The organism is Streptomyces albidochromogenes, from assembly GCF_005981925.1.
Lineage (GTDB): Bacteria > Actinomycetota > Actinomycetes > Streptomycetales > Streptomycetaceae > Streptomyces > Streptomyces albidochromogenes.
In genome coordinates, this window is record NZ_VBVX01000099.1 from 1 (window position 1) to 20,982 (window position 20,982).

21 protein-coding genes and 1 pseudogene are annotated in these 20,982 nt (G+C 72.6%); 5 read left to right on the forward strand and 17 right to left on the reverse strand.

The features are described 5' to 3' along the window. Positions 1-478 (forward strand): annotated as a pseudogene (locus E2E34_RS35450) (serine/threonine protein kinase); the annotation flags it as partial. Positions 479-545: 67 nt separating this feature from the next. Here E2E34_RS35450 and E2E34_RS15345 read toward each other — a convergent pair. Next, positions 546-1,829: an adenylosuccinate synthase gene (locus E2E34_RS15345; RefSeq protein WP_069927763.1), complete on the reverse strand. Its 1,284-nt coding sequence runs from the start codon at positions 1,827-1,829 to the stop codon at positions 546-548. 165 nt (positions 1,830-1,994) lie between these two features. Between E2E34_RS15345 and E2E34_RS15350 the strand changes: the two genes are divergently transcribed. The 4 genes from E2E34_RS15350 (at position 1,995) to E2E34_RS15365 (ending at position 4,852) form a co-directional block, all read left to right on the forward strand. Further along, positions 1,995-2,813: a diacylglycerol kinase catalytic domain-containing protein gene (locus tag E2E34_RS15350; RefSeq protein WP_138902465.1), complete on the forward strand. Its 819-nt coding sequence runs from the start codon at positions 1,995-1,997 to the stop codon at positions 2,811-2,813. A 137-nt stretch (positions 2,814-2,950) separates the two neighbouring features. Then, the gene (locus tag E2E34_RS15355) at positions 2,951-3,358 is read left to right on the forward strand and encodes a hypothetical protein (protein ID WP_138902466.1); all 408 of its coding nucleotides are present in this window, start codon (positions 2,951-2,953) and stop codon (positions 3,356-3,358) included. Between the two features lie 72 nt (positions 3,359-3,430). After that, positions 3,431-4,561, forward strand: a complete 1,131-nt coding sequence (locus E2E34_RS15360; RefSeq protein ID WP_244315774.1) for a WXG100 family type VII secretion target — start codon at positions 3,431-3,433, stop codon at positions 4,559-4,561. A 15-nt stretch (positions 4,562-4,576) separates the two neighbouring features. Continuing rightward, on the forward strand, positions 4,577-4,852 hold the full coding sequence (locus tag E2E34_RS15365) for a hypothetical protein (RefSeq protein ID WP_138902467.1): 276 nt from the start codon (positions 4,577-4,579) through the stop codon (positions 4,850-4,852). An 18-nt stretch (positions 4,853-4,870) separates the two neighbouring features. Here E2E34_RS15365 and E2E34_RS15370 read toward each other — a convergent pair whose 3' ends face one another. The 16 genes from E2E34_RS15370 to E2E34_RS15445 all read right to left on the reverse strand — a co-directional run bounded on the left by E2E34_RS15370 (position 4,871) and on the right by E2E34_RS15445 (position 20,835). Continuing rightward, a complete protein-coding gene (locus E2E34_RS15370) occupies positions 4,871-6,079 on the reverse strand; it encodes a cytochrome P450 (RefSeq protein WP_138902468.1) in 1,209 nt (402 codons plus the stop codon). A gap of 60 nt (positions 6,080-6,139) precedes the next feature. After that, positions 6,140-6,799, reverse strand: coding sequence for a response regulator (locus tag E2E34_RS15375; protein ID WP_138895268.1), 660 nt, complete (start codon positions 6,797-6,799; stop codon positions 6,140-6,142). Continuing rightward, positions 6,796-8,115, reverse strand: coding sequence for a sensor histidine kinase (locus tag E2E34_RS15380; RefSeq protein WP_425573320.1), 1,320 nt, complete (start codon positions 8,113-8,115; stop codon positions 6,796-6,798). The genes E2E34_RS15375 and E2E34_RS15380 overlap by 4 nt, the downstream gene beginning before the upstream one ends. Before the next feature lie 91 nt (positions 8,116-8,206). Further along, positions 8,207-9,034, reverse strand: a complete 828-nt coding sequence (locus E2E34_RS15385; RefSeq protein ID WP_138902469.1) for an SDR family oxidoreductase — start codon at positions 9,032-9,034, stop codon at positions 8,207-8,209. A gap of 107 nt (positions 9,035-9,141) precedes the next feature. After that, complete coding sequence (locus E2E34_RS15390; RefSeq protein ID WP_138902470.1) at positions 9,142-10,014, reverse strand: alpha/beta hydrolase; 873 nt, start codon at positions 10,012-10,014, stop codon at positions 9,142-9,144. Positions 10,015-10,162: 148 nt separating this feature from the next. Then, positions 10,163-11,380, reverse strand: coding sequence for a kynureninase (gene kynU / locus E2E34_RS15395; RefSeq protein ID WP_208765253.1), 1,218 nt, complete (start codon positions 11,378-11,380; stop codon positions 10,163-10,165). Next, complete coding sequence (locus E2E34_RS15400) at positions 11,373-12,215, reverse strand: tryptophan 2,3-dioxygenase family protein (protein ID WP_138902471.1); 843 nt, start codon at positions 12,213-12,215, stop codon at positions 11,373-11,375. The genes kynU and E2E34_RS15400 overlap by 8 nt, the downstream gene beginning before the upstream one ends. Positions 12,216-12,370: 155 nt before the next feature. Next, positions 12,371-12,784, reverse strand: a complete 414-nt coding sequence (locus E2E34_RS15405) for a DUF3151 domain-containing protein (protein ID WP_138895264.1) — start codon at positions 12,782-12,784, stop codon at positions 12,371-12,373. 67 nt (positions 12,785-12,851) lie between these two features. Then, positions 12,852-14,306: an MFS transporter gene (locus E2E34_RS15410; protein WP_138902472.1), complete on the reverse strand. Its 1,455-nt coding sequence runs from the start codon at positions 14,304-14,306 to the stop codon at positions 12,852-12,854. A 206-nt stretch (positions 14,307-14,512) separates the two neighbouring features. Beyond that, positions 14,513-15,535, reverse strand: a complete 1,023-nt coding sequence (gene fbaA, locus E2E34_RS15415) for a class II fructose-bisphosphate aldolase (RefSeq protein WP_138902473.1) — start codon at positions 15,533-15,535, stop codon at positions 14,513-14,515. Positions 15,536-15,734: 199 nt separating this feature from the next. Further along, entirely contained in the window at positions 15,735-16,274 is a 540-nt protein-coding gene (gene pyrE, locus E2E34_RS15420; protein ID WP_138902474.1) for an orotate phosphoribosyltransferase, read from the reverse strand. 9 nt (positions 16,275-16,283) lie between these two features. Next, positions 16,284-17,081 (reverse strand): aldose epimerase family protein, encoded by a 798-nt coding sequence (locus E2E34_RS15425; RefSeq protein WP_138902475.1) that lies wholly within the window; start codon positions 17,079-17,081, stop codon positions 16,284-16,286. A 63-nt stretch (positions 17,082-17,144) separates the two neighbouring features. Beyond that, on the reverse strand, positions 17,145-17,963 hold the full coding sequence (locus E2E34_RS15430; RefSeq protein WP_138902476.1) for an SRPBCC domain-containing protein: 819 nt from the start codon (positions 17,961-17,963) through the stop codon (positions 17,145-17,147). 78 nt (positions 17,964-18,041) lie between these two features. Then, positions 18,042-19,661 (reverse strand): polyamine aminopropyltransferase, encoded by a 1,620-nt coding sequence (locus tag E2E34_RS15435; protein ID WP_341870223.1) that lies wholly within the window; start codon positions 19,659-19,661, stop codon positions 18,042-18,044. A gap of 54 nt (positions 19,662-19,715) precedes the next feature. Further along, on the reverse strand, positions 19,716-20,234 hold the full coding sequence (locus E2E34_RS15440) for a DUF2617 family protein (RefSeq protein WP_138902478.1): 519 nt from the start codon (positions 20,232-20,234) through the stop codon (positions 19,716-19,718). 397 nt (positions 20,235-20,631) lie between these two features. After that, a complete protein-coding gene (locus tag E2E34_RS15445; protein WP_208765254.1) occupies positions 20,632-20,835 on the reverse strand; it encodes a hypothetical protein in 204 nt (67 codons plus the stop codon). Between the last annotated feature and the right edge of the window lie 147 nt (positions 20,836-20,982).

The window sequence follows — 20,982 nt, forward strand, 5'->3', positions numbered from 1 at the left end:
CGCGGGCGACGAGCAGAAGCACGGGACGGGCCGCACCGGGACCCCGACCGCCACGCCCCACACCCAGGACGACCCCAAGGCCCCCACCGACGACTCCCCCACGCCCCAGGACGGCGGCGCGATACCCGCCGCCTACCTGGGCACCTGGACCGGGAGCCTGGAGGGCGGCGCCGGCCGCAGCACCCGCCGGCTGACCCTCCAGCAGGGCAAGGTCGGCGACACCGTCCTGTCCCTCACGGCGGACGGCCCCACCGCGGGCGGCGGCACGTACCACTGCGTGTTCCAGGCGGAGCTGTCCGCCGCGCCCGCCGGATCCGGCGCCCCGCTGCGCATCGGCCCGTCCCGGGTCACCACCGGCGAGCCGATGAGCTCCTGCTCGCCGGGAGCGGCGACCGAGATCACGCTGCTCCCGGACGGCCGCCTGCGCCGGACGAACCCCGCCAACGGCGAGTCGCTCACCTACGACCGGTCGAGCTGACGGCCCCCCGGGCACGACGAAGGGCCGTGGCACGACGCCACGGCCCTCCCCCGTCGAGCGGGAACCGCTAGATGAACGAGTTGATCTCGATCGTCTCGGTGCGGCCGGGACCGACACCGATCGCGGAGATCGGCGCCCCGGACATCTCCTCCAGCGCCTTCACGTACGCCTTCGCGTTCTTCGGAAGGTCGTCGAAGGTCTTGGCCTTGGTGATGTCCTCGGACCAGCCCGGAAGCGTCTCGTAGATCGGCTTCGCGTGGTGGAAGTCCGTCTGGCTGTACGGGAGCTCCTCGACGCGCTTGCCGTCGATCTCGTACGCCACGCACACCGGGATCTCCTCCCAGCCGGTCAGGACGTCCAGCTTCGTGAGGAAGAAGTCCGTCAGACCGTTGACCCGCGTCGCGTACCGCGCGATCGGCGCGTCGAACCAGCCGCACCGCCGGTCGCGGCCGGTGGTGACACCGCGCTCGCCACCGATGCGGCGCAGCGCCTCGCCGTCCTCGTCGAACAGCTCCGTCGGGAACGGACCGGCGCCGACCCGCGTCGTGTACGCCTTGAGGATGCCGATGACCCGGCTGATCTTCGTCGGCCCCACACCCGTGCCCGTGCAGGCGCCGCCCGCGGTCGGGTTCGACGACGTGACGAAGGGGTACGTGCCGTGGTCGACGTCGAGCAGCGTGCCCTGGCCGCCCTCGAACAGGACGACCTTGTCCTCGTCGAGCGCGTTGTTCAGGATCAGCGTCGTGTCGGCGACGTACTGCTTGATGTTCTCGCCGTGCGTCAGCAGCTCTTCGACGATCTGCCCGGCCTCGATCGCGCGGCGGTTGTACAGCTTCGTGAGCAGCTGGTTCTTGATCTCCAGAGCCGCCTCGACCTTTTGGGTCAGGATCGACTCGTCGTAGAGGTCCTGCACGCGGATGCCGGTGCGGTTGATCTTGTCCGCGTACGTCGGGCCGATACCGCGGCCCGTGGTGCCGATCTTGCGCTTGCCGAGGAAGCGTTCCGTCACCTTGTCGACCGTGACGTTGTACGTCGTGATGACGTGGGCGTTGCCGCTGATCAGGAGCTTGGACGTGTCGACGCCTCGCTCGTTCAGACCGCTCAGCTCGGAGAGCAGGACCGACGGGTCGATGACGACGCCGTTACCGATGACCGGCGTGCACTCTGGCGTGAGGATTCCGGAAGGGAGAAGATGCAGCGCGTACTTCTGGTCGCCGACGACAACCGTGTGGCCGGCGTTGTTGCCGCCCTGATAGCGCACCACATAATCAACGGATCCACCGAGCAGGTCGGTGGCCTTTCCCTTGCCTTCGTCACCCCACTGAGCACCGAGCAGCACAAGTGCGGGCACAGGCGTACACCCCTTCCGGGCGGGGCATGTCCAACGTCAGGGGGCGTACGTACGGCGTACACCCGATACTGAGCCGTCGGACCGGTTGCCCCGGAATAGACGAAGCCCCTGGCGCAATAGCGCAAGGGGCTCTTGCACAAAGATGCTACCCGAGGAAGGACCGAGGTGTCGGCTCCAGAGCCCGCCGCGAACACCGCGCACCCGCTGCTGGTGGTCATCGACCCGGTCGCCCGGCGTACGGACGGCGAGTCCGTACGGATCGCCAAGGACGTCCTGTGTGCCGGCGCCAACGCCAGAATCTGCCTGCCCGAAGGGCCCGAGGAGTTCGCCCGGGCGCTCGCCCGCCGGGGCAGCCGCCGCCCCGTGGTCGTCGGCGACGACCGGGCGCTGCTGCGCGCGGTGGCCCTGCTGCACCGCGAGAGGGAGCTGGGCGCGGGCGCGCTCGCGCTGATCCCCGTGGGGGCGTCGGTGGACATCGCGCGGGCGCTGGGCGTGCCGATAGGGGCGGTGGCGGCGGCCCGCGCCGTGCTGGAGGGCGCGGTGCGGCGGCTGGACCTGCTGGTGGACGACAGCGACGGCGTGGTCCTGGGCGACCTGCGGATTCCGGCCGCGCCCTCGAAGGCGGCGGACGCCGCGTCCGTGTGGGGGACGTGCCGCTCGCTGGTGCGCACGCTGGTGCGGCCCGCGCCGCAGTCCGCGCCCGCGCAGCCCGTCCGGACGTACCGGCTGCGCGTGGAGGCGGACGGGGTGCTGCTGAACGACCTGGACCGGCCCGTGGAGGACGTTTCGGTGTGCTCGCGCGCCGGGCGCGCCGAGGTGGTGATCCGGCAGCAGGGCGGAGAGCACGTACGGGTGCGGGCGCTCGCGGTCACGGTGTCGGGACCCGACTTCCGCTACCGGGCGGACGCGCTGGTGGCGGGCCCGGTCCGCACCCGGACGTGGACGGTGCGGCCGGACGCGTGGTCGCTGACGCTGCCGGCCTGAGCGCCCCGGCGGCGGGCCCGCGAAGGCGCGGCGGGGCCCTGTGACACTTCTGTGACGGCAGCGCATTGGGAGCGCGGCCGGGAAGTCGGTAGCGTCGGGGCGCACAAGAGACGGCGATCCGCGCACCGGGAGGGCATGTGGCCGAGGGCCCGGAGTCGACCAGGAAGGTCGACGAATCCGAATTCCTCGAAATGAGCGGTCAGGACCCCGCGCAGGCGGGCGTGCTGCGCAGATCCCTCGAAGAGCTCGCCTCGGGACGCGGCGGCGACGCGCTGAGGGAGATGGCCCAGGAGGTCCTGTCCGGGCGCGCGAGCCTGCGGGACGCGGTGGACGTGTCCGCGTACTCCGACCAGCTCGTCGCGCATGCCGCGCCGATGGCCGAGAAGTGGGCGGCGCTCTCCGACGCCGAGCGCGAGGCGCTCGCCGCCGAGGGTGAGCGGAGCATGGCCGAGGCGCAGGCCCGGATCGACGAGGAACGCCGTACGCCGCAGGGCGACGGCGGCAAGAAGTCCCGCCACGACGGCCGGGGCTGGTCGCTGTACTGAGCGGCGGCAAACGGCCGGGGGGCGTGCGACCACGACCCGGAACCACCAATCTTCCAGGGGCAGGAGCAGACGGTGAGCTTTCGGGTGGAGCCGAGCGCGATCGACGGCTTTTCGAAGCTTGTCGCACGCGCCGCCGACGGCAGTACGCAGGCAGTCGCGTTCACGGGCAACGCGCAGATCGACACGGCGCTGGGCGGAGCCGCCTGGGACATGGTCGCGGGCGACCACGACCGGTACGTGAGCGAAGCCAAGAAGGCTCTGCAGAAGGCCCAGAGGGTCCTCGACGCCTCGGCGCGTGAACTCGCCAAGTCCGCCACGTACTACCGCGAGACGGACCGGGGCGAGGCGTCGAAGCTGGACGCCACGTACCCGGGTTCCAAGGGAGCCGGCTCCCCGCCGGAGGGCGGCGGCGCGGGCGACTTCTCCGACACGAGCAGCGCCGCGGACCTGCTGAAGATGCCGTCGGAGAGCAAGAACCCGCTGGTCAAGTTCGGCCAGGGGCACGTCGACGAGTACAACATGAACCCGGTCCAGAAGACCCTCGGCAGCATCCTCGACCTGGGCAGTCCCTCGGCGATGGCGGTGGAGGCGTCCAAGCTGCTCTTCGGCTTCGACCCCTTCGGCGAGATGAACAACTGGATCCTCGGGGACTGGAACAAGTACAACGACTGCGCCGACGTGTGGGGCAGCCTCGGCGGGTTCTGCGACGCGGTGGCGGCGAACCTGCGCAAGGGCACCGGAAACGTCGCCCTGACCTGGAGCGGAAACGCCTCGGACGCCGCCCGGGTGTACTTCGACGAATTCGCCAAGAAGCTCACCGATTTCAAGGACACCTTCGACTCCCTGCGGACCAGCTACAAGCAGGCGGCGCAACTGGCGTTCCAGTTCGCCGAGTTCCTGAAGTCCTTCATGGTCGCGCTCTGCGACGCCCTGGTCACCTGGCTGGTCAACCTGGCCGCCGCCCAGGCCGCCAACCTGATCCCGGTCGGCGGACAGGTGGCGTCGGCCGCCATGTTCGCCCTGGCCGCGGCGCAGGCGCTGCGGATCATGAAGATGTGGTCCGACGCGGCGGGGAGCTTCAACCAGTTGCAGATGGCCCTGACGACGCTGGGCCTGGCCATGTCCGCGGCGGTGAACGGCTTCTCCGCGGCGGACGGCTTCCCCGAGGTGGCCGCCGCCGGCTACGACCACCAAGCGGTGTAGGAAGGACCGGCCCGCATGTTCCCGTACGACAACATCGACAGCATGGAGACGTTCCTGTCGAGGGTCCGCTTCGGCACCCTCATGACCGTCCCCGCCTACCTGGCGCTCCTGTTCTTCTTCACCCGCGAGGAGGGGTGGCACTGGAGCTTCCTCGTGTTCTGCGTACTGCCGCCGCTGACGGCGTTCCTGGGCTTCCAGGCCAAGCGGGACATCCGGCCGGGGCTCGGGATGGCGGCCCTCGCGCTGGCCGTCGCGCCCCTGCCCCTGGTCGGCGCCGTCGAGTTCCTCTAGCCCCGGTACGCCCGCCCGTCACACCTCGACGCGCAGCTCCCGCAGCCCGCGGATGACGAACCCCGGCTTCCACTCCGGTTCCTCGGCCAGCCGCATCTTCGGTGCGCGGCGCAGCAACTCGCCGAAGGAGGAGGCCAGTTCGAGCCGGGCCAGCGGCGCCCCCAGGCAGTAGTGGATGCCGGCCCCCAGGGACACGTGCGGGTTGTCGGTCCGGCCGAGGTCGAGTTCACCGGGGCGGTCGAAGGCGGCCGGGTCCCGGTTCGCCGAGCCGAAGAGCAGCGCCACCTCGGAGCCCCGGGGGATCGCCACGCCGCCGACCTCGATGTCGTCGAGCACCCACCGCTCGAAGAGCTGGAGCGGGGTGTCGTAGCGCATCAGCTCCTCCACGGCGGTGGGCAGGAGCCCGGGGTCCGCGCGCAGGGCCTCCAGCTGCCCGGGATGCCGCAGCAGCGTCCGCCAGCCGTTGGCGGTGGTGTTCACCGTCGCCTCGTGCCCCGCGTTCAGCAGCAGCACGCACGTCGAGATCATCTCCTGCTCGCCGAGCCGGTCCCCGCCCTCGTCGTGCGCGGCGATCAGCGCCGAGATCAGGTCGTCGCCCGGACTCTCGCGGCGTACGGCGATCAGGTCCCGCAGATACGCCGAGAACTCGACCGAGGCCCGGACCGCGCGCCGCGCCGTCTCCTCCGGCGGGTTCAGCTCGTACATCCCGCAGATGTCCGCCGACCAGGGCCGCAGCAGCGCCCGGTCCGGCTCGGGGACGCCGAGCATCTCCGCGATGACGGCGACCGGCAGCGGCTCCGCGACGGCGGACAGCAGGTCCCCGCCGCCCTGTGCGACGAAGTCGCCGACCAGTTCCGCCGCCAGCCGCCGCACGGTGGGGACCAGCCGCTCGACCGTGCGCGGTGTGAACGCCTTGGAGACGAGGCGGCGGATGCGGGTGTGATCCGGGGCTTCGAGGTCCAGCAGCCCGTGGTCGTTCAGGACGTGGAACGGCTCGTGGCCGGGCGGCGGCGGCGTACGCCCGAACTCCTCGTGCGTGAACCGGTGCAGGTAGGTGCGGCCGAGCCGGCGGTCGCGCAGCAGCGCCGAGACGTCCGCGTGGTGCGGGACGAGCCACTGACGGGTCGGCTCGTACCAGTGGGCCCGGCCCCGGGCGCGCAGTGCGGCGTAGGCGGGGTACGGATCGGCGACGAAGGAGGGCGACCAGGGATCGAACGTCTCTGCCATGTGCAGACGCTAGCGGACGAAGTCCTTGAGGTCCCCGCCCGCCCGCACGGGAGTGACCGGCTACCCCGGCGTCACCAGCCGCGCCTCGTACGCGAACACGGCCGCCTGCGTGCGGTCGCGCAGGCCCAGCTTCACCAGGACCCGGCTGACGTGCGTCTTGATCGTGGACTCGGCCACCACCAGATGGGAGGCGATCTCCGCGTTCGACAGCCCCTGGGCGATGAGGACCAGCACCTCCGTCTCGCGCTCCGTGAGGTCGCCGACCTGGGCGAGCGCGGGCGGGCGGGGCGCCTCGGACAGTTTCGAGAACTCCGAGATCAGGCGCTTGGTGACGGTCGGGGCGAGCAGCGCCTCACCGGAAGCCACCACCCGTACGCCGTCGGCGAGCTGCCGCGCCGAGGCGTCCTTGAGCAGGAAACCCGACGCGCCGGCCCGCAGGGCCTGGTAGACGTACTCGTCCAGGTCGAACGTCGTCAGGACCAGCACCTTGGCGTCCGCGTCGGCGGCGACGATCTCGCGGGTGGCGTCGATGCCGTTCAGCTCCGGCATGCGGATGTCCATCAGCACGACGTCCGGCCGCAGCGCGGCGACCTGCGCGATCGCCTCGCGGCCGTTCACCGCCTCGCCGACGACCTCGATGTCCGGCATCGCGTTCAGCAGGACGGAGAAGCCCTCGCGGACCATGATCTGGTCGTCGACGATCAGTACCCGGATGGTCATGACGCCGACTCCGGCGTGACGGCGGGCACGGCCGGGGCCACCGGAATGAACGCCGCGACCTCGTAGCCGCCGTCCTCCGCCGCCTGTGCCGTCATCTCGCCGTTCAGCATCGTCACCCGCTCCCGCATCCCGGTGATCCCGTGCCCGGCCCCGGGCGACGGCTTGACCAGGCCCTGCGGCGCGGTGTTCACGATCCGCAGGCCCAGGCCCCCGAGCACGTACGACACCTCCACCTTCGCCGTCGAGCCGGGCGCGTGGCGCAGGGTGTTGCTCAGTGCCTCCTGGATGATCCGGTACGCCGAGAGCTCGACGCCCTGGGGCAGTTCGCGCACCGAGCCGGTCACCGTCCTGTCCACCGTCAGACCCGCGTCCCGCACATTGGCTATCAGGCCGTCCAGGTCGGCCAGCGTCGGCTGCGGCGCGTCCGGCGCCTCGTAGTCCTCCGCCCGTACGACGCCCAGCACGCGGCGCAGCTCCGTGAGCGCGGCCACCGCGTTCTCGCGGATCGTGACGAACGCCTGCTCCAGCTCGGGCGGCGGGTTCTCGACCCGGTACGGAGCCGCCTCCGCCTGGATGGCGACCACCGACATGTGGTGCGCGACCACGTCGTGCAGCTCGCGGGCGATCGTCGTCCGCTCCTCCAGCAGCGTGCGCCGGTCGCGCTCCACGGCGGTGACGGTCTTCTGGACGGTGACCTCGCGCTGTGCCTCGCGGCGGATGCTCACCAGCGCGGTGGTGAGCAGCGCGAACGCGGAGAACACCAGCATCTGCGGGCTGTCGGAGCTGTATCCGACCCCCAGGAAGCCCTCGGCGAGGAGCGCGTACACGGCCGTGCACGCCCACATCCAGGCGGCGGTGCGCGGCCGGGTCCTGGCGGCGACCACGACCATGACGGCGAGGTGCGCCACGAAGGAGGACGGCGTCCACGGCCAGCCGTCCCAGTAGTGGCCCAGGACGCCGACGACCGGCGTGGACAGCAGCGACACCCACCACGCCCCGGCCGGCCTGACCAGCGTCATCACCAGGGCGGCGGCGGGTATGAAGCCCGCCAGGAGCGCGCTGAGGCTGCCCCCTCCGCTGTCGGCCACGACGGCGGACAGCAGCAGCACGAACATCGCCGTCCCCACCACCACGGCGTGCGGCGTCCACGCGGCGTACTTGCGCAGCCGTCCCGGCAGCCGCCGGGTGATCGGCCCGTCCGTGCGCATCGGCGGCAGCGGCCGGTAGGCGAAGGCGTCGTGGAACAGGTCCTGGCGCAGGCCGCTCAGCGCGCCCATGGCCAGATGGAACTCGGGACTGCGGGTCTTCTCGGTCACGTACGAAACGGTAGGCGAGGGGACGGCCGCGGTCGTCAGCCGCGGTGCGGATCCTCCCGCGTCCGTCCCAGGTACTACGCCCCGCCCCTGGTCAGCCCTGCGGCCGGAACGCGTCGGCGTGCTCCGCCGCCCACTGGGCGAAGGTGCGCGCCGGCCGCCCGGTGACCCGCTCCACCGTGTCCACCACGGTCCGGCCGATCTCCGGGGTGTTCCCGTACACGTCCAGCAGGAAGCCGACCGTCTCCCGGTCCATTCCCGCGCCCTGCCACCGCTCGACCGCCTGCGCCGGGGTCAGCTCGGTCAGGCCGATCTCGCGGCCGCGCGCCGCCGCCAGCGTCCGGACCTTGTCGCGCACGGTGAGCGCCTCGGGGCCGGTGAGCGTGTACGTGCGCCCCGCGTGCCCGTCCTCGGTCAGCGCGGCCGCGGCGACCGCGCCGATGTCGGCCTCGTGGACCATGGCGCTCAGCCGGTCGACGAAGGGCTCCGCGACGCCGTCGCGGGTACGGATGCCGTCCGCCCACTCCAGCGCGTTCGCCATGAACTCGACCGGCATCACCAGCGTCCAGTCCATGTCACCGGCCTCGACCGCGTCCTGGACGCCGCTCGGGCCGCCGCCATGGAGGACCGTGATCCGCCGCACGCCCGCCTTCGACGCCAGCGCGACGATCTCGGGGCCGGTCGTCAGCGGGGTGAAGTACGCGCCGCCGAAGGTGATCAGGTGCAGGCCCGTGACGCCTTCGAGGGCGGGGATCAGCGTCGTCGGGTCGGTGAGGTCCGCGCGTACGGTCTCGACGCCGCCCGGGAGGTCCGCCCGCGCCGGGTCGCGGGTCAGCGCCCGCACCCGCTCGCCCCTGCGGACCAGTTCGGCGACCACCTGACGGCCCACGGTCCCGGTCGCTCCGGTCACGAGAATGGTCATGTGCGGGCTCCTTCGCTCGGCTTTTCCCTCACCGTAGGAGCCCTTGCGGACAGCTTCAGTCCGCGATCTCGTGCTTCCCGTCCGTGCGGACGCGCTCGCGGGAACGCTCAGTACGCGAGCTGCTCGATCTCCTCCGCGACCACCGCGCAGGCGTCGGACGCCGGGTCGATCAGGGGGAAGTGCCCGACGTCCTCCAGCAGCGTCAGCCAGACCGGCTCGCCCGCCTTGGCCGCCGCGTCGGTGTAGGACTCCGCGACCGCCCGCGGTACGACGATGTCGGTGCGGCCCTGCACCAGGACGGTGGCGATCCCGGTCGGCAGCAGTGCGGCCGGATCGGCGTACGGCCTGCGCTCGTCGAAGTGCTCCTTGCCGCCGAGCAGCTGGGCGGTCGCGCCCCCGCACACCCCCAGCTCCTCGGCCGCCGTGAAGTCGGCGATCGGGGCCAGCGCGACGACGCCGCGCAGCGCGGGCGCCGCCGGCAGGTGCCACGCGGAGTCCGGCGTCAGGACGTGCCGGGCGGCCGCCCACAGCGCGAGGTGGCCGCCGGCCGAGTGGCCGGTGACGACGATCCGCCGCGTGTCGGCGCCGGGCAGGGCCTCCCGCGCGAGGCCGGGAAGCAGGTCCATCGCCGCCGCCACGTCGTCGAACGTCTCCGGCCAGCGGCCCGCGACCGGCTCGGTGCCGCGCGGGCGGGGCAGTTCGCCGCCCCGCCGGTACTCGACGCTGGCGACGGCGAAGCCCCGGCGGGCCAGGAAGTCCGCGAAGGGCGAGATGTGCTGCCGGTCGTACGGGGCCCGCCACGCGCCGCCGTGCAGCACGACGACCAGCGGGGCCCGGTCCCGGCCGTCGCGGGGCGCGAAGAAGTCGATCACCTGGTCGGGGTGTTCGCCGTACGCCGCGGTGGCGTCGGGGGCGACGGCCGGGTGAGAGAAGGCCGACTCCGCCTCGACGGCGTCCCGTTCGGCTGAGGGGTCCGGCATGCGGGGGACCAACCCTTCGGTGCGTACAGCCAATTGATCCAGCGGTCGGGACGCTACCAGCCCCCGGGCCTGCGGCCCCGCCGGGTCCGGCGCCGTGTGCCGGCGCCGGACCCGGCGGGCTCGCACCGGTCTCCGGTGCGGGTCGCGCTCAGTTCCCCGCCAGGACCTCACCCAGTACGCGCGCCGCCCGCTCCGCGTCGCGGAAGCCGACGTACAGCGGGGTGAAGCCGAAGCGCAGCACGTCGGGCCGGCGGAAGTCGCCCACCACACCGCGTGCGATCAGCTCCCGCATGACGGCGCCCGCGTCGGCCCCTTCCTCGCAGCGCAGCGAGACCTGGCTGCCGCGCTCCTCGTGTGCGGCCGGGGTCACCGAGGTGACCCGCCCCTCGGGGACGTACGTGTCCACACATTCCAGGAAGAAGTCCGTCAGAGCGAGTGACTTCTCGCGTACGTCTTCGACCCGCACCCCGTCCCACACGTCGAGCGCGGCCTCCAGCGCCAGCATCGACAGGATGTCGGGGGTGCCGACCCTGCCCCGGGCCGCGCCGTCCGCCGGGGCGTAGCCCGGGGTCATGCCGAAGGGGTCGCTGTGCGAGTTCCAGCCGGGCAGCGGGGAGTCGAAGGCGGCCTGGTGGCGCTCGGCGACGTACAGGTAGGCGGGCGAACCGGGCCCGCCGTTCAGGTACTTGTACGTACAGCCGACGGCGAAGTCGACGTCGTGGGCGTCGAGCCCGACCGGCAGCGCGCCCGCGCTGTGGCACAGGTCCCACACGGCCAGCGCGCCGGCCTCGTGGGCGGCGGCGGTGAGTCCGGGCAGGTCGTGCCGGCGGCCGGTGCGGTAGTCGACGTGGTTGACGAGGGCCACGGCGGTGCGCGGGCCGAGGGCGGCGCGCAGGTCGCCGGGGGCGACGGGGACGACCCGGCGGCCGGTCATCCGGGCGGCGGACTCGGCTATGTAACCGTCCGTGGGGAAGGTCGAGGCGTCGACGAGGATCTCGTCCCGGGACTCCGGCGCCAGCCGGGCCGCGCCCACGACGGCCTTGAACACGTTGACGCTGGTCGAGTCGCCCACCACGACCTGGCCGTCGGCGGCGCCGACGAGCGGCGCGATCCGGTCGCCGATCCGCTCCGGCGCGGTCCACCAGCCGCTCTCGTCCCAGGAGCGGATGCGCAGTTCGCCCCACTGGCGGGTGACGACGTCGGCCATGCGCTCCGGCACGTGGCGGGGCAGCGCGCCCAGCGAGTTGCCGTCCAGGTACACCGTGTCGGCGTCGTCCAGCGCGAAAAGGTCGCGGTGCTTGGCGAGCGCGTCGGCGGAGTCGAGCGCGGCGGCGCGTCGCTGGAGGTCGTTCAGGGCCTCAGACATGGCTGCGCGCCGTCCACAGCTCGGGGAAGACGTTCTTGGTGGCGCGCTTCTCCAGCCAGGCCACGCCGGCCGAGCCGCCGGTGCCGACCTTGGAGCCCATGGCGCGCCGGGTCGCGACCAGGTGGTCGTTGCGCCAGCGCCACACCAGCTCGCCGACGTCGGTCAACAGCTCGCCGAGGCGGACCAGTTCGGCGTTCTGGTCGCCCTGGTAGAGCTCGGTCCAGACCGCCTCGACCTCGGCCGACGGCTCGTACTTCTGCGACAGGTCGCGGTTCAGCACGGAGGCGGGCACCGGCAGACCGCGCCGGGCGAGCAGCCGCAGCGTCTCGTCGTACAGGCTCGGCTCGTGCAGCGCCTTCTCCAGCTCCGCGTACACACGCGGGGCGCCGCGGTGCGGGACGAGCATCGAGGCGGACTTGTCGCCGAGCAGGAACTCCATCCGCCGGTACATCGCGGACTGGAACCCGGAGCCCTCGCCGAGGGCGCTGCGGTACGAGTTGAACTGCGCGGGGGTGAGATGGGCGAGCGGCCGCCAGGAGGCGTTGAGTGCCTCCAGCTCACGCAGGGAGCGCTTGAGCGCGTCCGTCGCGACCGGCAGGTCGTCCTGGCCGAGCGCCTTCGCCGCGGTCTCCCACTCATGGACGATGACGGTGAACCACAGCTCCATGACCTGGGTCGTCACCAGGAAGACCATCTCTCCGGGATCGTCGGAGAGGGTGTGCTGGAGGTGGGTGAGGACGTCCGCCTGGACGTAGTCCTCGTAGGGAGTGGTGCCCGCGAAGTCGAGGTTCGGGGTGTCCGAACCTGCACCGGGGGCATCGGGGTGTTGCGACATCGCTGTCTCCTCGACACGTGCTTGCAGGTAGCGGTCCGCCCCTTCCTTGTGGTCATGGAGCCCCGGTCCCTTCCCGGCATCATAAGAGGTCCTCGCGGAACGCGGGAGGCCCGTGCCGGTGGCACGGGCCTCCACTGCCTGTGACCTGCGCGGTCTCAGCCGAGGGTGTCGGCCGCCGCCGGGGACGAGTCCCGCAGGAAGGTCGAGCAGCGCTCGTACTCCTCCTGCTCACCGATCGACTGCGCGGCGCGGGCGAGGGCGTGCAGCGCGCGCAGGAAGCCGCGGTTCGGCTCGTGCTCCCACGGCACGGGGCCGTGGCCCTTCCAGCCGGCGCGGCGCAGCGCGTCCAGGCCGCGGTGGTAGCCCGTGCGGGCGTACGCGTACGACTCGATCACCCGGCCGTTCTCGTACGCCTCGTCGGCGAGCTGGGCCCAGGCGAGGGAGGAGGCGGGGTACTTCGCGGCGACGTCGGTCGGCGCGGAACCGCTTCCGAGCAGCTCGCGCGGCTCCGGGTCGTCGGGCAGGTGGGTCGGGGGCGGTCCCCCGAGCAGGTCTTTGTGAATGGCCATGAGCCCCAGTCTGCCCTCTCGGGCGGCCGGGATCCCCACCACCCGGACTCGGCGGGAGCGGGTCGCCCTAGTCGCTCGTCCGCTCCAGCGGCGGCGAGGTCACCCCGCAGTGCACCTTGCACTCCGGGGCCCCGCACGCGCGCCCCGGCGTCCGTACCGTCGCCCAGGCGATCGCCGCCCCCAGCACCAGCACCCCAGCGCACATCGGCATGGCCCGCCGGAAGGTCACCCCGAACTCGGCCGCCGACCGGTACGCCTCCGGGCCCATCCCCGCGAGCAGGGGCAGCGCCGCCACCGCGACCAGGCCCGCCGCGCGCGCGGCCGCGTTGTTGATGCCGCTGGCCAGGCCCGCCTTCCCGGTGTCCACGGAAGCGAGGACCGTCGCCGTGAGCGGTGCGACCAGCGTGACCATGCCGGCGCCCATCACCAGCATCGCGGGCAGCACGTCGGCGACGTACGACGATCCCGGCCCCACCCGCAGCATCAGCAGCATCCCGCCGGCGCACAGCAGCGGCCCCACGGTGAGCGGGACGCGGGGACCGATGCGCTGGGCCAGTTCGCCGGACTTGGCGGACAGGAAGAGCATCAGCGCGGTGGTGGGCAGCAGCGCCGTACCGGCCTGGAGGGCGGAGTAACCCACCACGACCTGCAATTGCAGGGCGGTGAGGAAGAAGAAGCCGCTGAACGCGGCGTACACGCACAGTGTCACGGCGTTGATCGCCGTGAACTGCCGGGAGGCGAACAGCGTCAGGGGCATCATCGGATCGGGCCGCCGCTTCTCGACGGCCAGGAAGACCGCCCCGAGCGCGACCCCGACGGCCGCGGAACCGACCACCACCGCCGAAGGGCCCTGGTCCGGGGCCGCGATCAGCGCGTACGTCACGAGCGCCAGGGACAGCGCGGCGAGCCCCGCGCCGAGCACGTCGAAACGGCCGTGCGCCTGCGGGTCCCGGGACTCCGGTACGTGCTTGAGGGCGACCGGGACGCAGAGCGCGGCCAGCGGCACGTTCAGCAGGAACACCCAGCGCCAGCCCGGGCCGTCCACCAGCCAGCCGCCCAGGAACGGCCCGACGGCCGCGCCGACCCCGCCGAGCCCGGACCACACCCCGACCGCCCGGGCCCGGTCGTCCGGGTGGAAGGACGCCTGGATGAGCGCGAGGGAGCCGGGCGTCAGCAGGGCTCCGCCGACGCCCTGGAGGGCCCGCGCGGCGATCAGGATCCCTGCGTCGGGCGCGAGCCCGCACAGCAGCGAGGCGACCGCGAACCACACCACGCCGACCACGAATACCTTCCGGCGCCCGAACCGGTCGCCGAGCGCGCCCCCGAGCAGGATCAGCCCGGCGAGCGTGAGCATGTAGGCGTTGACGGTCCACTGGAGGGCGGCGAGGTCGGCGTCCAGGTCCTCCCCGATGCGGGGCAGGGCGACGTTGACGACGGTGGAGTCCAGCATCGCCATGGAGGACCCGAGCACGGTGGTGAGCACCACCCACCGGCCCCGGGGGGAGGACAGCCGAAGGTCCATGCGGGCATCCTCCCGGCTCGCGCCCCGGCGGACCAGTCGAGAGCGTCCGCGCCTGCCCTTGCCCGCGGCGGAGCGTGGAGCCGGTCGCCGCACGCGAGGGGCCCGGCACCGGAGGAGATCCGGTGCCGGGCCCGTTCACGTGGCGTGCGGCGTGCGGCGTGCGGCGCGTGGCGTGTGGCGTGTGCCGTGCCGTGTGCCGTGTGTGCCTACTTGATCCTGGTGCCGGTCGAGCGCAGGTTCGCGCACGCCTCGGTGACGCGCTGCGCCATCGACGCCTCGGCCAGCTTGCCCCAGGTGCGGGGGTCGTACGTCTTCTTCGAGCCGACCTCGCCGTCGACCTTCAGGACGCCGTCGTAGTTGCGGAACATGTGGTCCGCGATCGGGCGGGTGAAGGCGTACTGGGTGTCGGTGTCGAGGTTCATCTTCACGACGCCGTTCTCCAGCGCGGTGGCGATCTCCTCGGCCGTGGAGCCCGAGCCGCCGTGGAAGACGAAGTCGAACGGCGACGCCTTGCCGTACTTCTCGGCGACGCCCGCCTGGAGGTCCTTGAGCAGCTCGGGGCGGAGCACGACGTTGCCCGGCTTGTAGACGCCGTGCACGTTGCCGAACGAGGCGGCCAGCAGGTAGCGGCCCTTCTCGCCCAGGCCGAGGGCCTCGGCGGTGCGCAGCGCGTCGTCGACGGTCGTGTAGAGCTCGTCGTTGATCTCGTGCGAGACGCCGTCCTCCTCGCCGCCGGTCGGGGTGATCTCGACCTCAAGGATGATCTTCGCGGCGGCGGCCTTCGCGAGCAGCTCCTGGGCGATGGCCAGGTTGTCGGCGAGGGTCTCGGCCGAGCCGTCCCACATGTGGGACTGGAAGAGCGGGTTCTGGCCCTTGGCGACGCGCTCGGCGGAGACGTCGATCAGCGGACGTACGTACGTGTCCAGCTTGTCCTTGGGGCAGTGGTCCGTGTGCAGCGCGACGGTCACCGGGTACTTCTCGGCGACGATGTGGGCGAACTCGGCCAGGGCGACCGCGCCGGACACCATGTCCTTGGCGTACTGGCCACCGAGGAACTCGGCGCCGCCGGTGGAGATCTGGATGATGCCGTCGCTCTCGGCCTCCGCGAAACCGCGCAGCGCCGCGTGCAAGGTCTGGGTCGAGGTCACGTTGATGGCCGGGTAGGCGAACTTGCCTGCCTTCGCCCGGTCGAGCATCTCGTTGTAGACCTCGGGGGTTGCGATGGGCATCTGTCCGCTCCTTATGACGTGCGGGTGTGTGGTGCTGGGCCCTGACCTGGGGGCGACGTCATCGTCGCCCCTATCTTTCCAGACTCTTGCCGCGACTCCACAGGGCGCACGGCCCGTACCTGCGCGAAGGGCGGACTGTTTCACGTGAAACAGTCCGCCCTTGACGAAAGGCACAGGTCAGGCCGGGTGGCCGAGCGCGCTAGGCGAGGCCGAGCTCCTCCAGCGAGTAGGCGTTGATGTACGTAAGACCGGCCTCCGCGATCTTCGGAGCCGCGCCCCGCTCCACGATCACGGCGACGCCGACGACCTCGCCGCCCGCCTCACGGACCGCCTCGACGGCGGTCAGCGGCGAGCCGCCGGTGGTGGAGACGTCCTCGACGACCAGGCAGCGGCGGCCCTTGACGTCGGTGCCCTCGATGCGGCGCTGCATGCCGTGCGCCTTGCCCGCCTTGCGGACGACGAACGCGTCGAGCCGCTGCCCGCGCGCGGCGGAGGCGTGCAGCATCGAGGCGGCCACCGGGTCGGCGCCCAGCGTGAGGCCGCCGACGCAGTCGTAGTCCAGCTCGGTGGTGGCGTCGAGCATCACCTGGCCGACCATCGGCGCGGCCTCACCGTCCAGCGTGATCCGGCGCAGGTCGATGTACCAGTCGGCCTCGATCCCCGAAGACAGGGTCACCTTGCCGTGCACCACGGCCTTGTCCTTGATCTGCTGGAGCAGCTCACCACGTACGTCAGTCATGCCATGAGCTTAAAGCCGCCGCCAGGTCCAGATGGTCTCGATCTCCAGCGGCTCGATGGGTGTCACGAACCGGGGCATCGTGTTGAGCCCGTCGGGCGGCCCCGACTGCGGCTCCACACACACCGCTTCGGCCTGCTCGTCGTACACGACGACCCACTCCGCGCGGCTGGTCACCTTCAGCTCCAGCTGCCCCGGCCAGGTGAGCGTGACGTCCACGCCGTCCGGCATCCCGAAGCAGTCGTCCCAGGGGCCCGGGCGGGGAGGGACACGCTGCCCGCTGGGCAGGTGGTCGTCGCCCCGCTCCTCCTGCCAGGCGGGAGCGAAGTCGATCACCACATCCTTGTCGTCCGCGCCGCCGAGGTTGCGCAGGAACCAGGGGTGCCAGCCGGCCTGCGCCGGGAAGGAGTCGCCGTACGTCTCGATGCCCATGGTCAGGACGAGCGAGTCCTCGGACAGCCCGAACGCCTGGGTGACCCTGCCGTCGTACGGCCAGGGGTCGGCCAGGTCGTAGGTGAACGCGGCCTCGCTCTTCTCGGCCCGCGCGGTGCGCCAGGCGGCGTCGCGGCCCGTGCCGTGGATGGCGTGCGGTGGGGAGTTGAGCGGCAACTGGTGCATGGTCGCGCCGTTGAGGAACCTGCCGTGGTTCAGCCGGCCGCACCACGGCACCATCGGGAAGCAGCCGTACCGCTCCCCCTGGCGCAGCAGTTCGGTGCCGCCGATGCTCAGGCCGGAGATGCGGCAGCCGTTGCCCTGGTCGATGGTCAGCTCGGCGTCGCCCGCCGCCAGACGCGTCTGTTGGGTGCTCACGACCCGACCCTACGGGTCCGCCGCCCCGCCGGGGCACGCGCAACGGGCGTTGTGCACCGGACCTCAGCGCCGCCGCCGCAGTACCCGGCCCACCACCACCGCCGACGCCAGCGCGAGCGCCGCCGCCGGGGCGATCCAGCGCAGCGTGTCGGTCGTCGACGTCGACTGCGGGGCCGGGACGGGGGCGTAACGTCCGCGCGGCGGTGCGTGGTCGACCTCCTCGGCGCTGCGCCCGATCATGGTGCGCCGTGCGTGGGCGGCCTCGGCCGGCGGCTGTGTCGGCGACGGCACCTCGGGCACGTCGGCCAGGTCGTCGGGGATGTCCGGCACCTCGGCCATCGGGTCCAGCGCCGGCGGCGGCACCTCGGCGTCGAAGACCGACTGCCGCGCCCCACCCGCCGCGTCGGCGCCGGCCCCGGGGCTTTCGGGCCGGGGCTCGGCTGCGCCGCCCTCCGCCGCCACGTCCGCCAGCCGGGTGGCGAAACGCTCCAGCAGCCGGTGGCACGCGGACTCCGTCGCCTGCGCGTCGAGCTCCGCGATGCGGCCCTCGCCGCTCGCGGTCCCCGCGAACGTCACGGTCGTACCGCCGTCGGCCTCCGCCAGGCGCACCGTCAGTGCCAGCTCGACCGCGCCCGAACCGCGCGCCTCGGTGCCCTCGCCCTCGACGGCGAAGGTGCCGTCCGGCCGCGCGGCGACGCTCAGGGCGCCCCGGTACGTGATCGTGTGCCCGTCGATGCGGACCTTCAGCCGCCCCGCGAGCGGCCCGGACTCCTCGTCGGCGTCCTGCTGGAGCCCGGGGACGCAGCGCGCCACCCGGGCGGGATCCTCCAACGCCTGTCGGAGGGCCTCTGGCGGAACCGGAACGAACACCTCATGCTCCATGGGAACCGAGCCTACTCACGCGCGCCCGCCCCGCACCCCTCTCTGCGCGGAATCGGGGCACGCCGTGGCCCGGGGGATTCAGTGGGTGTACCGCGGATGCACCAGCGTCGAGGGCCGCACACCCGGCACCCGCGCGCCCTCGGCCGACCGCTCCCCCGTGCGCAGGACCGCCGGCGAGAGCGACCGCAGCCGGGGCGCGTCGGCGGCCAGCCCGAGACCGGGGCGCGCGCCCCGCGCCGCCAGGACGAAGCCCCAGTCGCCGGGCGGCCCGGCCGCGTCCGACGCCCGGTCAGGGCCCGCCGTGAAGCCGGAGAGGCGGCCCGTCGCACGGTACGGACGCGTCCGCAGCCCCGCCGCCCGCAGCGTCGCCTCGACCGTCCAGAAGGCCCTCGGCCGCGTCGCCAGCGGCCCCGCGTGCACGACCAGGCGCCCGCCGTCCGCGAGGACGCGCGACGCGAGCCCGTAGAACTCCTGCGAGTACAGCTTCGTGCTCGGGGTGATGCCGGGGTCGGGCAGGTCCGAGATCACCACGTCGTACGGCCCCCGCAGCCGCCCCCGCTCGCGCAGCCAGGTGAACGCGTCGGCGGTGGCGACCCGCAGCCGGGGGTCGCGGTGCGCGCCGCCGTTCAGCGCGGACAGGGCGGGGTCCGTACGGGCCAGCTCCACCACGGCCGGGTCCAGCTCGACCACGGTGACCGACTCGACCCCCGGGTAGCGCAGCACCTCGCGCGCCGCGAGCCCGTCGCCGCCGCCGAGGATCGCCACCCGCGTGTGGCGCCCGCGCATCGCGGGGTGCACCAGCGCCTCGTGGTACCGGTGCTCGTCGCGGCCGCTCACCCGCAGCCGCCCGTCGAGGTACAGGTCGAGCGGCCCGCCGGGCGCACCGGTGACCACGATCTCCTGGAGGTCCGTCTGTGCGGCGACCCGAACACCCTCCCCGTACACCGCCCGCCGCGCCGCCCGTTCGAAGTCGCCGACCAGGGCGGTCGCGGTGGCGAGCAGCGCCAGCACCACCGCGTTCACCACGATCAGCAGCCGGCGCTCGCGGCGCGTCAGCTCACGCCGGAAGAGCCACAGCACCAGCGCCCCGCCCGCCACCGCGTTGACCGCGCCGGTGACGAGCGCACCCGTCAACTGCCCCAGCAGCGGCAGCAGAAGGAATGGGAAGGCGAGCCCGCCGACCAGCGCCCCGACGTAGTCGGCGGCGAAGAGGTCCGCCACGTCGCCGCTGGTGTCCCGGCCCTCCCCGCGCCGGGACATCCGCTGGATCAACGTCATCAGCAGCGGGATCTCGGCGCCGATGAGCACGCCGATCGTGAGCGAGAAGCCGACCAGCGCGTACCGCGCGCCGCCGCCCCACGCGAACGTCGCGTAGAGCATCAGCGCCGATCCGCCGCCGACCAGTGCCAGCGCCGCCTCCAGCAGGCCGAAGCCGACGGCGGCGCGGCACCGCAGGCGCTTGGCGAGCAGCGACCCGATGCCCATCGCGAACACCATCACCGACAGCACGACGGACGCCTGGGTGACCGAGTCGCCGATCAAGTACGAGGCGAGGGCGACCAGTTCCAGCTCGTACACGAGTCCGCACGCGGCGCAGACGAAGACCACGCCGAGCACCAGGAACCGGCCGGTCCGCGGCCGCACGGGCAGGGCCGCCGGGGCTTCCGGCACCGATAGCGACACAGGCGAATCGATCACCATGCGAACGCTACGTCACGGAGGACTGACCACCCGTCACCCACACGGGTGCAACTAGAGTGCGGCAGGCATACGCACGCCCACCCGTGATCTCGTCACCACCAACTGCCCCTCCTGTGGGTAGGCGTGCCACGTACGCCATCGCACCTGCCCCTCGTGCCGCTGGGCCAGCATCGCGGTGAAGGCGTGGGGGCTGCCGGGAAACGTTCCGGCGAGGCTGTTGGGGTGGTCGGCGACCAGGGCGAGGAGCTCCTGCGCCCGTCCCGCGAACTGGCCCCGGGTGAGCGTCTCCACGCGTGCGGCGAATTCGTACTCCCATTCGCCGAGCCTTTTCGCCACCCCGAGCGGAAGCGGCGTACTGCTGCCCGGCATGCAGGCGACCGTCTCGGAGCAGGAGCCTTCGTCCTGCTCCAGAAGCACTTGATGGGAGGCGCCGAGAAGCCTCAACTGGAGCTGTGCGCCGTCGAGTTGGAGGTCGAGTACGGCCAGGGCCGGCAGCGGCTCGCGCCCCAGCGCCCAGGCGAGATCGTCGGCGCGCGTGTCGGTGTAGGCAGTCTTGAGAGTCGTGAGCATGAGTGGGCTCCGCAGACAGGCGTTTAGAAAGGTGGACCGGGGTCACCCGGAAGATGGGGTACGAGGAGGTTCGGGGACCGCCCGCTCGGGTCCACATGAGGTCCGAGGGCTGTTGTCTCGACAGCGAGGGAATCATGAAGTGCGCTGCGCTCACAGCGTTTTTACCCAACTTGCAGTGGTTTCCATCCCCCCGGGGGCCAGACGGTTCATCTGTTCAACGACGAAGCGCCCGACGGGAGTTAACCCGCCGGGCGCAGCGTCCCGATGCCTGGGAGGGCGCCGCCGCGGTACGCGCGACGGGCGCCCCCGCATGCCCCCGCACCCGCCGTCGCACCCGGCGTGCGGGCGGAGCCGACTGCCCCGTGTCAGTCGCCTCCGCCCGCGCCCGGCCGCCGTGTCAGTCGCCGCCGCCACCGCCGCAGCCGCCGCCTCCTCCGCAGGAGGAGCCGCCGCCGCACGAACCGCCGCCCGACGACCCGTGGTGGCCGCCCTCCCACCAGCTGCCGCCGCGCTTGCGGGGCCGCCGTCCGCCGCGGCTCCCCGCGACCACCGTCAGCCCCACGATCACCAGTACCACCAGGCCGACTGCCACCATCTCCACGGCCCTCACCGCCCTTCCGTTCCCCCGAAGCGAGGCGCTCGCTTCCTGTGTGACTGGGGGATGCCCTCGGCCGTGAAAAGCCAAAGCAGACTTGAGCAACTCCAGAGCTTCGACCCAGGATGGCCGCCATGACGACGCCGACAGAGC

What these genes read in the sequence shown, in the direction of transcription:
- E2E34_RS15400 (WP_138902471.1), bottom strand. Translation starts at nt 12,215, where the DNA reads ATGTCGCAACACCCCGATGCCCCCGGTGCAGGTTCGGACACCCCGAAC.
- E2E34_RS15440 (WP_138902478.1), bottom strand. Translation starts at nt 20,234, where the DNA reads ATGCTCACGACTCTCAAGACTGCCTACACCGACACGCGCGCCGACGAT.
- pyrE (WP_138902474.1), bottom strand. Translation starts at nt 16,274, where the DNA reads ATGACTGACGTACGTGGTGAGCTGCTCCAGCAGATCAAGGACAAGGCC.
- E2E34_RS15365 (WP_138902467.1), top strand. Translation starts at nt 4,577, where the DNA reads ATGTTCCCGTACGACAACATCGACAGCATGGAGACGTTCCTGTCGAGG.
- E2E34_RS15370 (WP_138902468.1), bottom strand. Translation starts at nt 6,079, where the DNA reads ATGGCAGAGACGTTCGATCCCTGGTCGCCCTCCTTCGTCGCCGATCCG.
- fbaA (WP_138902473.1), bottom strand. Translation starts at nt 15,535, where the DNA reads ATGCCCATCGCAACCCCCGAGGTCTACAACGAGATGCTCGACCGGGCG.
- E2E34_RS15385 (WP_138902469.1), bottom strand. Translation starts at nt 9,034, where the DNA reads ATGACCATTCTCGTGACCGGAGCGACCGGGACCGTGGGCCGTCAGGTG.
- E2E34_RS15405 (WP_138895264.1), bottom strand. Translation starts at nt 12,784, where the DNA reads ATGGCCATTCACAAAGACCTGCTCGGGGGACCGCCCCCGACCCACCTG.
- kynU (WP_208765253.1), bottom strand. Translation starts at nt 11,380, where the DNA reads ATGTCTGAGGCCCTGAACGACCTCCAGCGACGCGCCGCCGCGCTCGAC.
- E2E34_RS15410 (WP_138902472.1), bottom strand. Translation starts at nt 14,306, where the DNA reads ATGGACCTTCGGCTGTCCTCCCCCCGGGGCCGGTGGGTGGTGCTCACC.
- E2E34_RS15430 (WP_138902476.1), bottom strand. Translation starts at nt 17,963, where the DNA reads ATGGAGCATGAGGTGTTCGTTCCGGTTCCGCCAGAGGCCCTCCGACAG.
- E2E34_RS15375 (WP_138895268.1), bottom strand. Translation starts at nt 6,799, where the DNA reads ATGACCATCCGGGTACTGATCGTCGACGACCAGATCATGGTCCGCGAG.
- E2E34_RS15390 (WP_138902470.1), bottom strand. Translation starts at nt 10,014, where the DNA reads ATGCCGGACCCCTCAGCCGAACGGGACGCCGTCGAGGCGGAGTCGGCC.